Source organism: Nitrososphaera viennensis EN76 (assembly GCF_000698785.1).
Classification (GTDB): Archaea; Thermoproteota; Nitrososphaeria; order Nitrososphaerales; family Nitrososphaeraceae; genus Nitrososphaera; species Nitrososphaera viennensis.
On record NZ_CP007536.1, the window covers coordinates 836554 to 849343 of the forward strand.

Here is a 12790-nt window from a genome sequence, read left to right on the forward strand (position 1 = left end):
AGGATCATGGTCATGATGACATCACTAAGTGAAACGGAACTGAAAACGCTGAAGGGACTGCTGAACTCGTACATGCGTACAAAGACGATGCCCGCGTTTTCGATGATCCTCGGCGAGGACGTCGAATACTCTGTCCGCAGCATGAACATGCTGCACCTCCAGGACATTGACGGCATCCTCCTGCCGTTCATGAACCAGGAGATGTGCGCCATCTACCTGAGGGCAGAGGGGGATGTACGCATAGGCATGCTCCTCTTCATGCAGGAGGCCCAGGCGCTGACCCTCGCCGCGCGCCTTTTGGGCAAGGACGCCATGGACAGGCTGGACACGCTTGGCAAGTCGTCGCTTGCGGAGGTGGGCAACATACTCTTGGCAGGATCGTTCCTGAACGCCATCTCGAATTCCACAGGATTCAGGATAGACTGCTCGGTGCCGGGTTTTGCTATCGAGTCCCTCGGGGCGATCCTCGGCGACCCGATATCAGAGATCGCGGCAAGGACAAACAGCCTCATCCTGGCAGGAGTCGAGCTCCACGGCCTGAAAAGCAACGTTCGAGTCTACATATTCCTGTTCTTTGGTCCAGAGGACATAAAGAAACTGCTTGCCCATGCAAAGGAATGATGATGTGACTTCTCATGGATGCTGCAGAAACCAGTGTAGGGATGGGCGAGCTGCACGTGGCCGACAACAAGAAAGACACCGTGCTCACCACCTTTGTAGGGTCATGCATAGCCCTGTGCCTCTATGACCCACAGTCAAAAGTCGGCGGGATGGCCCACATCATGCTCCCGGAAAACAGCAGGAATAATGATGATGATGGTTCTTCTTCCGGAGAGGAAGGCGCCGCCAAGTATGCAGACGAAGCACTTGAAAACACCCTGAGAATGATGGTCAAAAAGGGGGCCCTGCAGGGCAGGCTCGTGGCCAAGATTGCCGGCGGGGCCAAGATATTTTCGCACGAAGGGAGCGGCGGCGACAACGACATGTTCAGCATAGGCTCAAGGAATGCAGAGTCCATCAAGAAGCTCCTGACCCAAAAAGGGATAAGGATAGCAGGCGAGGACGTCGGGCTGAACCACGGCCGGTGGGTCAGGTTCAACCTGAATTCAGGTCAGGTGGTCGTGAGCATGAGGAACAGCGGTGAAAAGATCCTATGATTCGCGGCATGGCTGCAGCAAGCGGAGATCCAGGCACAAGCATGGTCGTGGAAAGGGTGCTCGCAAGGGGCGTGGATCTCAGGCAGTATAAGGAGAACTTTTTGAAAAGGAGGCTTGACATAAGGCTCAAGGCAAGGGGCATAAGCGACTACTCGCAGTACGCCCGCCTGCTGGACAGCGACCCATCAGAATTCCATTTGCTTTTGGCGACATTTTCCATCAACGTGACTGAATTCTTTAGAGACGTCGACTTTTACAATGCGTTTTATTCGCACATAATACCGGACATGCACCTTGAAGCGGGACAGGGTGGGATAAGGGTGTGGAGCGCCGGCTGCGCGTCTGGAGAGGAAGCCTACACCCTGGCCATCATGTTTGCAGAGGCCGCAGAGAGCCTTGCCGGCTTTAAGGGCAGGATAATAGCCACCGACTTTAGCAGCAAGGCCATCGAAGCGGCCAGGCTTGGGAGATACGACGCGGCCAGGCTGGCAAACGTGCCTGAGGACATCCTGGCAAAGCATTTCACGCGCCTGCCAAACGGCAGGCACCAGGTATCCGAAAGACTCAGGAGCATGATCGATTTTGACATTGGCAACCTGGCCACCATGAGTGCCCCGCAGCAGGTCGACGCCATATTTTGCAGAAACGTCCTGATGTACTTTGACAAGGACATGCAGCTCAAGATCCTGACCAAGTTCCACAAGAGCCTAAAAGACGGCGGCTATTTCATCCTGGGCCAGTCAGAGGCAGTCATGGGTGAGTCGTCTGCACTGTTTGAGACGGTTATGCCAAAGGAAAGGATCTACCGCAAGAGGCGGCTCTAACTATTTTATATCTTGCCAAGTTCCTTGAATGCTGCTTCCAGCCCTATCTCTCTGGTTTTTACCAGATGGTCGTACACCTCATAATAGTTGAATATCTTTTTCTGTATGAGCCTCTCAAGAAAAGCCGCGCGCAGTTCCAGCTCGTCGTACAGGAGGCCCTCGTCCTTGCGCGCCATCCCCCTCTTGAGCAGCAGCTTTGAGACAAACAGGTTGCTGCTTCCGCGCCCCCTGAATGTAACCGAGTCGGTGGACGGGTCCCACGTAAAGATCGGGATGAACATCACCGAGTCGCTTCCGCTGTTGTATCCCACTATCTCGTTTATGGACAGCACCCTCCTTATCGGCTTGCCTTCCTTTCCCTGTACCGCGGCCTGGAAAAGCGCGATGTTCAGGTTCTCGACGTTGGGCTTGGGCACCCTTATGGGGTCGCCCGTGAGCCTCTGGATAAGGCTTGACATCTGGGCCGCATGGAACGTGCTGACGACAGGGTGGCCCGTCTGCATGGCCTGAAAGGCGATGTTGCCCTCTACTCCCCTTATCTCGCCTACAAGTATGTAGTTTGGCCTCTGCCTCAGGGCGGCCTTTAGCAGGTCAAACATGGTCACGCTTGAGGAGGCGCTACCCGTGTCCCGGGTGACCTCGCTTATCCAGTTGTTGTGTGGAAGTGTAATCTCGGGCGTGTCCTCGATCGTGACCACCTTCCAGGTAGGCGGGATGAACAGTGTTATGCCCATCATGGTAGTCGTCTTGCCGGAGGCCGTCTCGCCGTTGATGAAGCAGCTCATCCCCTCGCTTACCATCATCCACATGTAAGCAGCCTCCCTCTTGTCGAGGGTCTTGGACGAGATGATCTGCGTGATTGAAAGTGGCACGCTGGCAAACCTTCTGATGGTGGCGTTCGTGCCCTTTCTGCTAACATCCTTGCCAAAGACGATGTTGATTCTGGACCCTTCAGGCAGCGTGGCGTCGATGACAGGCCTTGCATGGGACACGGTCTTGCCAAACTGCTCCGACATGCCTATGACCAGGCTGTCGATGTCGTCGTTTGTGAGCCACACTGGCGACTTGAGCGGGCCAAACACCTTGTGCACCACGAACACGTTGCCCTGTCCTATGATCGAAATGTCCTCAAGGTACGGGTCGGTCAGGAAAGGCTCAAGCAGTCCGAGCCCGGCGCGCTTGCGTATAAAATGGTAGGTCAGGCTGGCAAAGTCTTTCTCGTACACCGGCACGGACTTGGCTTTTGGATCCAGCTTGTTGTAATCGACTTCGACTTTTGAAAGCGTGCATAACTTTTTCAGGAATTCTTCAAGGTAAACCATCTTTTGCTGGAACTCGCTTGCCGGCTCGGTGGCGGCAGAGTTTATCGCAAAGTTCTTGTCAATGGCCGCGGAGAGAAGCACGTTTGGTTCCGGCGGGTCTATGATCACGTATTCCGTGTACCCGTCGCTTGTCCCGATGCTGTTGATGTGTATGCAGATCTGGTCCGTGACAGGATAGATGAGGTTCAGGATCTTGAAGTTCTTCATGCTTCCGTCCAGCTTTTCATAAAATGCCGGCATGGGTATGCCGGTGCCTGAAAGTTTCTGGAGGTAGTCGGAAAGGTGAGGGACCTTCCGGGCTATTTCAAGCAGTTTCTTGTCAATTATAGTAGTAGCAGAAGAAGAAGCGCCAGAAGTCTTTGCTGCCAACTCCACGACTGCGATGCACCTGTGAGAAAAGACCGATCAGGCGGGTTAAAACAAATAGTATGTAAAAAATCAGCCACTAAGAAGAAGCGGCCCTTGGGCAGGCACGGTCAAGCGCCACCCGTCTTGTTGAACATGAACTTGAAGGCCGCTATCAGTGACTGGTTGTTGGTGTAAAAGCCGCAAGACTCTTGCTTCTTGCTTGGCGCCGGGCGGCTGTTCAGCAGGATTATCATTTCCTGGTCGTCGACTATGACAAAGTCTACAGGCGTGCTTGCGCCGTCGACAACCTTCAGGCCCACTGCCCTCATGTCGGCTTCTGCCCCCTCCTCGTTTATGAATTTCGACATCTTGGAGCACGACGTGTGGAGCCTCACTTTTACGCCCTTTTCCGCCAGGCCGAACAGGGCGTCGGTCATTTCAGAATAATAAAGGTCCACCATGTACCTGTCAGAAAGGAGCACGGAAGCCTCGGCTTTTGCCGCAGACAGCATCCGGGCTATCTTGGCGTGCACTGGATCTTCGCCGACTATGACCTGGTAGCTTTCCTTGCCGTCCTGCTCGGGCATCACCATGCCCTCGACTATGCTGTTTATCATGCTCTGGTGCTCGTCTTTGTTTTCCGACACGGCGCGCAGGGCATTCTGCTTCGCCCTGACCAGGCAGTCAACGGCCTCGGTGTACGGCAGCGCATAGTATTTCTGCGGCCTGTCAAACGTGGAAAGGACGACTCCCTTTGAAAGAAGGTTTGAAAGGTAGTGGTATGTTTCCGTGCGGCCTATTCCAGTGTACTTGGACACGTCGGTCGCAGTGGAGTGCTTGCGGATCATAAGAAAGAGCAGGATCCTCGCTTCATTCAGGCTGAGATCCAGCTTTTGCAAGTCAGGCAAGAGCTTCTTCTGGACGGCAAGGAAATACTTGGCAAACGCGTAGTCAATCTTGTTGCGCCCATAGATTGAGCCGTCCTCGATTTCAGAGAAATCGAGATCGACATCGTAGACCTTTTTGATTGATGAAGCCATTATAGAAAGCCAATCTAGAAAAAAATTATTTAATACTTTGTAAGTAGAATAGCTACATACACCTAAATTCGGCACATAGCGTATTTTATTCGTCATTCGGCTAATTTTTATGGCCACATCCTGCCAGTTTGCAGGTTTTTCTCTGAAAAACACGTATGCACAAGACTTTACATGCTGGTAAACTATGTTTCATATAACCAGAGTTAAGAAGCAGCCAATATCCTGTAGCGTTGGTTCAAAGGCGCGGCATCACGGGTGTAGAGTCGGCCATAGTTTTGATAGCATTCGTAATAGTCGCCGCGGCAATAGCGTACGTCGTCCTGAATTCAGGTTTCCAGACCACTGAAAAAGCCAAGAGCACAATCACGACGGGACTTTCAGAAGCCAGCTCCGGCATAGAGGTTGCCGGCGCAGCGACTGGAAAGGGCAACGTGACAAGCGCGGCGGTGGCGGCCTACACCATACCTGTCAAGCTGGCGGCAGGCGGCTCGTCGATTGACATTGCGCAGGACAAGATGATCATCAGGTATTCCAGCAAGAGCGTGACGTACGACAACATCTATGCGGGGATCATGAGCAACACAACGTTTGCATCCATAGACGACGCCATCCAGCAGGCCAAGGACGAAAACATGGTTTTAAGAAAGCCCGGAGAAGGGGCAGGACCAGACAAGACTGCAGCCATAGTCTACTTCACCACAAACACCAACAACAACAGAGTCCTTGACCCTGCCGAGCAGATCATGATCCTGGTGGTATTCAAGGACGCAGAAAGGCCGGCGGCGCTTGACGTTACGAGGCTTGAAGTGATCCCGGTTTCAGGCGCCCCACTGAGCGTGGAAAGGACGATACCACCTGTGGCAGATACAGTGGTAAGGCTGGATTAAGCGCGCAAGTTTTTGCGCATGTGCGCGCGCATATGTTGCAGTAGTATCATTGTTTGTACAAACAAGATGTTAAGAGGAAGTCCCGACCGATGAGGGATATGTGTAGTAGCATGGTGGTGTATGAACAAGTCGGTCGGGACTTTCCCTGGTTGGCTGTTCAGACAATGCAGATAGATGGAGCGTATGATTAAAGGCATTTTATGTCAAAAACCTACATACAACAACAGCTGCTGGCTGCCCGGGTGCACGCAGGCGGCCTGCTACATTTCGGCGGTAGTAGTATAATGGCGAACATACTCTAGGTTTTAACATCAACCCCCTATACAGGGCTCATGGAAGTCAGAAGGACTCCAAAAAACGGAAACAGACACAACAATAGGCGCGGAGTAGTGGGCATTGAATCTGCAATAGTTTTGATAGCATTCGTTATCGTTGCAGCAGCCCTGTCTTTCGTCGTCCTAAACATGGGATTTTCGACAACGCAGAAGGCAAAGAGCACAATCACGTCAGGACTTGGTGAAGCAAGCAGCGCAGTAGAGATCGCAGGCCAGGTAACAGGCAAGGGCAACACGACTGCATCAAAGGTCGATGCATTCACGATACCCATCAAGCTGGCATCCGGCGGCTCGTCAGTCGACATCACTGCGTCAAAGACTGCAGTCAAGTACTTCAGCAAGAGCGTGACGTACGACAACATCTTCAAGGGAACGCTGACCACAGGCACATACACAGACATCAACAGCGCACTTGCTGCAGCCAAGACACAAGGATTCATCAACGAAGTCCCGGGTGTAGGTGCTGGCTCCAACGCAACTGCCGCATTCATCTACTTCACGGCAAACGTGAACAGCAACTCCATCATTGACGCAGGAGAGCAGGCAGTTCTTGCCATAGCGTACAAGAACGGCGACAGGCCAGCGGCACTGGACACGGTCAATACCGAAATCATAGTTTCGGCAGGTGCACCGCTGACAGTGGTAAGAAGCGTGCCAACAATCACCGATGCAGTGTTGAACCTCGGTTAAGGGAGCGGACCACAAAATGGTCTCCCCACCCAACCTTTTTTTAAAATTTAACCTATCTCAATTACCACTAAAGATATCCGGCACAGGCTTGAGAGCAGCGATTGCCGGTGCGGCTACCGGAGCGTTTTACGTTGCCGCTAACTTCATGCTTCCGGACTACTTTGCGTTCAGCAAGTTTGATCCGGCCTACATCACGGGTTCTGATAAAGCCGCTTATTCAGTACTATTGTTTTGTCCTGCAATAGCAGGCGCGGCCGGCTTTGTGCTGCCGCCGCACGTCAAAAACGTGATTCAGATCTTCTCCAAACTCAAGCCATCTCGCGGGGCTGCAAGTGCGCCAAGCCCGGCCCAGCCAGAGGCGGCGGCTCCTCCCGCTGCCGCAGGACAGGTTGAAGCCGCCGCAGCGCCGGCTCCCACGCTGTTGGCACAGGAGCAGGCGGGCACGCAGCTGGCAGCGCCACCGCCACCGCAGCAGGCATCCAGTAGCAGCATGGAAGACATGGTGACCATGATAGAAGACATGGTGGGCAAGAAGGTCGGCGAAGTCGTGACCGACGTAACCAACATGAAGAACGAGGTGACATCTTTCAGGGACGACATAAGCAAGCTGAAAGAGGACATACGGAACCTCACGCTGTCGTTTGAATCGTCCCTGACCGACCTCAAGGCGTTCCAGGCGGAGATGGTGAACCCCTTGAATTTCATGCGCAAGTACTTTGAGACGATGGACATCAAGAACCTGTCAGATCCCATTCAGGGTCTGCCCCACGTTGAACTGCCGTCAAAGACTCAGGTCCAGCACCAAAAAAAGGAAGGACAGGCGGCAGCAGAGCAAAAACCGGAAGTTCATGATGGTGATGACAATGACGACGATAAAAAAATCGATACTATTCCGGCCGAAAGTCCCCTTGCGGACGACGATGACGGCGACGAGGATGATGCTGGCAGAACCTCGCTTGGAACGCCGCATGCAGCTGTCGAGAACGCGTTCCAGCACCTGCTCCCTCAGGCGGAAAGACTCGGAGGCGAAATGCCAGTGGTAAGCTACAAGCAGCAGGACAGCGGAAGTGGGAATGGAAATGGAAACGGGAACGGGAATGGCCACGCAAACCCGCTTTTTCAGGGCAACCTGACCCTCGGCAAACTGATGTCGATGGTCTCGATCCTGGACAAAATGCTGCGCGACATGGGACCCGACGAGCTTGAGGCCCTTATTGAGCAGTACAGGCAGTTTGGCCTCAAGGCAGAGGACGAGGCGGCGATATACAAGGTCGTAGGCATGCTGAAGGATTTCGGCATGTCTGCCGATGAGGCCATGGTCAGGCTCTACAGGCTTGGCCAGATAATGGGCATCAAGGACGCCCAGGCAGACCTGGAGTACGCCAAGCTGAAGGCAAGGGCAAAACCATCAAAGAGCGCATCATCCGCGGCAAGCCGCGTAGGAACAACGGCATACAGGAGGGGCGCGGATGGTTAGCGCAGGGATCACGGAGGGCATAATGCTGGTTGCTTCGGTCATCGTGGCATCCTCACTGGCGGGGATGGTCATAAGCAAGACCGGTGCCTTGAACTCGTCGTTTACAATTTCTGCCGAGGCGCAGAAGGACATGATCCTGACAAAGATCAAAATAGTGTACGTCTCTGGCAACAGCTCGTCTCCGGCGGTGACGGTGTGGGCCAAAAACATCGGCAGCACCCCAGTAAGCAACACTGACAAGCTGGACGTATACTTTGGCAAGGTGGGCTCGACGGCCCGGATACCCTACAATGCAGGGTCCGATCCAAAGTGGGTTTACAGCGCAAATGTGACGCAGTGGCAGATCAAAGACACCGTCCAGATAGACATCGCCAACGGAAGCAACCTCTCTCCAGGCAGCACGTACGTGGTAAGGCTGGTGGCGCCAAACGGGGTTACGGACGAGTACCTGTTCTCTACCTGATACAATGGGGGCGGCTTGGAGATGGGGATAAGCAATGCGGTGTCTGGCGGGATAATAATGATCACTATGGTGTACGTCATGCTGGCCATACCCGGCATACTTGACAGAAATACTGCGTTGAGCAGTGCCATCGCCCAGAGGGCAAGGTCAGACGATGCAGAGCTAAAGACAGAGATCAGCATCACATCTCTGTCGCTGGCACCGGGAGGCTCTACGATAAACGCAGAGCTTGCCAACGACGGCAGCACCAAGCTGTGGGAATATTCCAAGTTCACGGTGATAGCCACCTATGACGCCAACGTCACCGGGAACAGGGTCAAGACCACCGAAGAGCTGGAGTACGGCGGCATCTCGCCCACGCCTGCGGCAGGCCAGTGGGTCATCTACTCTTTTGACCCGTCGATCGACTCGTACGTCGACCCGCAGGTGGTGAACCCCGGCGAGCAGTTTACCATCAAGATAAAGCCGCAGAACCCCATATACACGTCAAGCCCGGTTGTTTACGTGGCCGTGTCCACGCAGAACGGCGTGACTGCAGGCAAGGGAGGTACGCTCTAGCACAACATGATAAGCACGGTCTCTACCAGCAACGAGGAGGTCGACAGGCAGTTTGGAGGAGGGCTCCCGCTTCCGTCGCTTGTGCTCATAGAGGGCGAGCACGGCACTGGCAAGAGCGCGCTCACGGCGCAGTTCATGAAGGGCATGCTTGATTCAAGGCTGAAGGTGCTCTACATCACGACAGAGAGCAACATCAAGGACTACATCGCAAAGATGAAAAAGATAACGTTTGATTTCAGCCATCCCTTCCTGCAGAACAGGCTCTCGATATTGCAGGTGCAGGCCGACGGCATAACCTGGTCCAAAAAACTGTCAAAATATCTGCTTCCGGTGGTGAGCAGGTACATGAGCATAAACCTGAAAAAGTACGACGTGACTGTCATTGATTCCCTGTCCGTCCTCAGCATGCACTCTGACGCAAACACCGTGATGGACTTTTTCACGCGCTGCAAGTACCTGGTCTCAAACGGCATGTCCATCGTCATGACGCTCCACCCAGGCGCCGTCAGCGAGGACGTGGCGCTGCGCATAAGGTCTACGTGCGACGGCTATCTGAAGATCCAGAACGCCATCGTGAGCGGCAGGAGCGTCAAGGTCATGGAGGTCGTAAAGCTCATCGGCTCGTCGTCGCAGGTGACGTCGCAGTTCAGCTTTGAAGTTGACCAGAACTTCGGGATCAAGATCGTGCCGATATCGATGGCCAACGCATGACAGGAGAGAGGGAGAAAAAGAGACACAATGAAAACTGCCATCGACCTGAAAAAAATCCTGCCCTTTCTCCCCGGCCAGTCCTCCAAGTCAAGCACCCTTGACGAGACGCTGGTGTACTTTGTGACATTCCTCTTCTCCCTCTCCACAGCCGAGATCTCGCCTTCAAACCTGTTAAAGACCGCCGGCTCTGTCGGGTACGGGATATATTCAAAGACAGTAATGGAGATCCACAACCTCGGCCTCAGGTGGCAGTACGGCATCGCAACGGCAGCCGGCATAGTCGCCTCGCAGGTTCCAAACGAGGAGTTCAAGCTGTTCCTCATGAAGCTTGAGCAGGTCATAAGGCTTGGAGACAGCCTGCGCGATTTCCTAAAGAGCGAGATGGCGGCCGTCGTCAACGCCTACGCGTCAGCGTACGAGAGGAGCATGGAGTCGCTCAAGCTCCTTCTCGGCATGTTCTCCACCTTGATGTCGACAGCGTCTTTCATGATAGCCGCCATGATGATAATGTCGATGATAGGCGGCGGAGACAGCTCAACCATAATCGTGGTGGCGTTTGCCACGATAGCAGGCCTCGGGGCGTTTGCCCTCATGATGTACATGATATTCCCAAAGGACAAGCTGATGAATGAAAACGGGGAGCACCTGAAGCAGTTCAAGAAGATCTTTTTGCCGTCGGTGGGCGCCAGCGTGGCCATAGGCATTGCGCTCTTGTTTGTCCCGCAGGTTTCAAGGGAGATTATCGTAAGCGCCGTCGGGGGCCCGCTCATCTTTCCGGGATTTGTCGCCAAGAGGGTTGAAGGCAGGATCAAAAAGCTGGACGAGTCGTTTCCTTCGTTCATACGCCACCTCACAGAGATATACGCCACGGTGGGCTCGCTCGGGCAGGCGCTCAAGACGGTGATGAAGAGTGATTTTGGCGGCCTGTCGACGCATGCAAGATCCATGCTGAACAGGGTGCTGAACAGGGTAACAATGGAGCAGGCCTTTGAACTCTTTTCTACAGACACCGGGAACGAGCTCATCACGGCAAGCAACAAGGTGATATCCATCTCGATGATCAAGGGGGCCAACATGATCGAGGTCGGAGAGACGCTGGCGCAGCTTACGTCCAGGTTCAACGACCTGAGGAAAAAGAGGCAGCAGGTGTCAAAGGCGTTTGAGACTACAGTCCTCATCCTGCACGTCCTGACCGTGGCAGTCATGAGTTTCATGAAGGGCGTCTTTCAGTTCTTTGCAGACATATTCGGCCACCTGGACAAGAGCCTTGGGGCGAGCGTCATCCAGCCCATCCCGCCGGACATGATGAACATTGTGCTTCCGCTCATGATAGTTGCCCTGGCGTGCATAAACGGGCTCGTGATCAAGATCTCCCAGGGAGGGCTGTACAAGACAATGTGGTTCAACATCGGCCTCTTGCTTGTCATAGGCGGAGTAGTATCGTTTGGCGTGCAGCAATTCGTAGGCCAGATGTTTGGCGACATCATAGGCTCAAACCCGTTTGGCGACCTTGCCACCCAGGCTCCATAATGCAAAAAAAAGAAGAACAAGATATCCCCGCGCTTTTTTGCGTCTCATTTGCCTCAAGTGTATGTAAATCGCTTGACTTGCTTGAGGATATAAAATCAGGAGTAGAATTCATGTCATGAAGGAGATAATGAACGCGGTGACTGACACGTTCAGCATTTTCGGGCCTAACACGTCAAAGGTCCTGATGTTCCACCTTGAAAACCAATTTGGCCTAAAGCCTGAGGACATCCCAGATAAGCCGGAACACTTCCACGCTATTTTGCAGCAGCTCTTTGGCAACTATGCGTCTTCACTCGAGCTAGCCATCTGCAAGCAGGTAAGGAGTTCCAACCCATCGCACAATTCAGAATTCGTGCGGTTCTTGGAGCACCACGCGCTACAGGAGGTAAAGGCAGCTTGAGCACGTCCATAGATATAGTCAACATAATCCTGTCGTCTGTCACGACGGTCGAGCTCATGAAGCTCTTCCAAAAGAACCCAAACCTCATTGACACGATGGAAGGCGTGGCCAAGAGAATAGGGCAGACTGCGATTCAGGTAGAAAACGACGTTGACAAGCTGGTCGACCTTGGAGTCTTGATCAAGATACCATCAGGCAAGACAACCGTGCTCGTGCTTGACAAAAAGAGGGCCCACGATATAGACACAAAGATCGAGAACATGCTGGGCCGGCAGGGAGGTGCCTGAAGAAATGGCAAAAGGTCGCGCCCCGACAGGCATTTCGGAATTTGACGCCATGCTCAACGGCGGGTTCATGAAGGGAGACTGCGTCCTGGTCACAGGAGCGGCAGGAACGGGCAAGACCAACCTGGCGCTACAGTTCCTCTACAACGGCGTGGTAAAGTACGGCGAAAATGCGGTGTACGTCACGTTTGAGCAGATGCCGGACCAGATCTACCGCGACGCAAAAAACCTCGGCATGAACCTGGAAAAGCTCGAGGAAGAAAACAGGCTCAAGGTCATATCCACGTCGCCTGACGTCCTCGTCCAGAACCAGGACATGATCTCCGAGTTTTCGTCCGAGCGGGCTGAGAGAATAGTCATAGACTCTATAAGTTACTTTGAGCTCTCGCGCAAGAATTCTGTCAGGGACGAGATATACACGCTCATAAGATATCTAAAGACAAAGGGCGCGACTTCGATGCTCCTGCACGAGGCCCAGGCAGACACTACGCACGGCTTTGGGCCCTACGACCACGGCCTCAGCTTCCTGGCAGACACGGTCGTCGTGCTCAAGTATGTGGAGATCGAGTCGGCCATCAGGCGCGCAGTTGCGATACTAAAGATGCGCGGAAGCGACCACGAAAAGACGCTCCGGGAGATCAGGATAACGTCCAAAGGGATCGAAGTCGGCGGATCGTTTGAGCAGTGGGAAGGAGTGTTGAGTGGCGCCCCGCACAAGTCCTTTGCCCTAAGAGTATCAAAGGCGTTTGGCGGGATCTAAGCAC

15 protein-coding genes are annotated in these 12790 nt (G+C 53.7%); 13 read left to right on the forward strand and 2 right to left on the reverse strand.

The window, feature by feature from the left end; translation table 11 throughout:
* Nucleotides 1-12 precede the first annotated feature (12 nt).
* Genes NVIE_RS04805 through NVIE_RS04815 form a run of 3 tightly spaced genes read left to right on the forward strand, consistent with a single transcriptional unit; the run spans nucleotide 13 to nucleotide 1981 of the window.
* Nucleotides 13-621 carry a chemotaxis protein CheC gene (locus tag NVIE_RS04805; protein WP_158435097.1) on the forward strand — a complete coding sequence of 203 codons (609 nt, stop codon included), beginning with the start codon at nucleotides 13-15 and terminating at the stop codon, nucleotides 619-621.
* A gap of 14 nt (nucleotides 622-635) precedes the next feature.
* Entirely contained in the window at nucleotides 636-1157 is a 522-nt protein-coding gene (locus NVIE_RS04810) for a chemotaxis protein CheD (protein ID WP_075054276.1), read from the forward strand.
* A gap of 8 nt (nucleotides 1158-1165) precedes the next feature.
* Nucleotides 1166-1981: a CheR family methyltransferase gene (locus tag NVIE_RS04815; RefSeq protein ID WP_158435098.1), complete on the forward strand. Its 816-nt coding sequence runs from the start codon at nucleotides 1166-1168 to the stop codon at nucleotides 1979-1981.
* 5 nt (nucleotides 1982-1986) lie between these two features.
* On the opposite strand, the gene NVIE_RS04820 is transcribed toward NVIE_RS04815, so the two are convergent.
* Nucleotides 1987-3678 carry a type II/IV secretion system ATPase subunit gene (locus NVIE_RS04820; RefSeq protein ID WP_227717478.1) on the reverse strand — a complete coding sequence of 564 codons (1692 nt, stop codon included), beginning with the start codon at nucleotides 3676-3678 and terminating at the stop codon, nucleotides 1987-1989.
* Between the two features lie 101 nt (nucleotides 3679-3779).
* Complete coding sequence (locus NVIE_RS04825) at nucleotides 3780-4691, reverse strand: TrmB family transcriptional regulator (RefSeq protein ID WP_075054279.1); 912 nt, start codon at nucleotides 4689-4691, stop codon at nucleotides 3780-3782.
* A gap of 230 nt (nucleotides 4692-4921) precedes the next feature.
* Between NVIE_RS04825 and NVIE_RS04830 the strand changes: the two genes are divergently transcribed.
* The 10 genes from NVIE_RS04830 to NVIE_RS04875 all read left to right on the forward strand — a co-directional run bounded on the left by NVIE_RS04830 (nucleotide 4922) and on the right by NVIE_RS04875 (nucleotide 12786).
* Nucleotides 4922-5578, forward strand: a complete 657-nt coding sequence (locus NVIE_RS04830; RefSeq protein WP_075054280.1) for an archaellin/type IV pilin N-terminal domain-containing protein — start codon at nucleotides 4922-4924, stop codon at nucleotides 5576-5578.
* Nucleotides 5579-5910: 332 nt separating this feature from the next.
* The gene (locus tag NVIE_RS04835) at nucleotides 5911-6603 is read left to right on the forward strand and encodes an archaellin/type IV pilin N-terminal domain-containing protein (RefSeq protein WP_075054281.1); all 693 of its coding nucleotides are present in this window, start codon (nucleotides 5911-5913) and stop codon (nucleotides 6601-6603) included.
* An 88-nt stretch (nucleotides 6604-6691) separates the two neighbouring features.
* Nucleotides 6692-8080 carry a hypothetical protein gene (locus NVIE_RS04840; RefSeq protein WP_144239510.1) on the forward strand — a complete coding sequence of 463 codons (1389 nt, stop codon included), beginning with the start codon at nucleotides 6692-6694 and terminating at the stop codon, nucleotides 8078-8080.
* Complete coding sequence (locus NVIE_RS04845) at nucleotides 8073-8543, forward strand: hypothetical protein (protein WP_075054283.1); 471 nt, start codon at nucleotides 8073-8075, stop codon at nucleotides 8541-8543. The genes NVIE_RS04840 and NVIE_RS04845 overlap by 8 nt, the downstream gene beginning before the upstream one ends.
* 21 nt (nucleotides 8544-8564) lie before the next feature.
* Nucleotides 8565-9101 (forward strand): hypothetical protein, encoded by a 537-nt coding sequence (locus tag NVIE_RS04850; protein ID WP_144239511.1) that lies wholly within the window; start codon nucleotides 8565-8567, stop codon nucleotides 9099-9101.
* A gap of 6 nt (nucleotides 9102-9107) precedes the next feature.
* A complete protein-coding gene (locus NVIE_RS04855) occupies nucleotides 9108-9812 on the forward strand; it encodes an ATPase domain-containing protein (RefSeq protein ID WP_075054285.1) in 705 nt (234 codons plus the stop codon).
* Nucleotides 9813-9839: 27 nt separating this feature from the next.
* Nucleotides 9840-11342 carry a type II secretion system F family protein gene (locus NVIE_RS04860; RefSeq protein ID WP_084790627.1) on the forward strand — a complete coding sequence of 501 codons (1503 nt, stop codon included), beginning with the start codon at nucleotides 9840-9842 and terminating at the stop codon, nucleotides 11340-11342.
* Between the two features lie 115 nt (nucleotides 11343-11457).
* On the forward strand, nucleotides 11458-11742 hold the full coding sequence (locus NVIE_RS04865; RefSeq protein ID WP_075054286.1) for a NitrOD5 domain-containing protein: 285 nt from the start codon (nucleotides 11458-11460) through the stop codon (nucleotides 11740-11742).
* Entirely contained in the window at nucleotides 11739-12029 is a 291-nt protein-coding gene (locus tag NVIE_RS04870; RefSeq protein WP_075054287.1) for a hypothetical protein, read from the forward strand. Before NVIE_RS04865 ends, NVIE_RS04870 begins: the two co-directional genes overlap by 4 nt.
* Before the next feature lie 4 nt (nucleotides 12030-12033).
* The gene (locus NVIE_RS04875; RefSeq protein WP_075055996.1) at nucleotides 12034-12786 is read left to right on the forward strand and encodes an RAD55 family ATPase; all 753 of its coding nucleotides are present in this window, start codon (nucleotides 12034-12036) and stop codon (nucleotides 12784-12786) included.
* The last annotated feature ends 4 nt before the right edge of the window (nucleotides 12787-12790 follow it).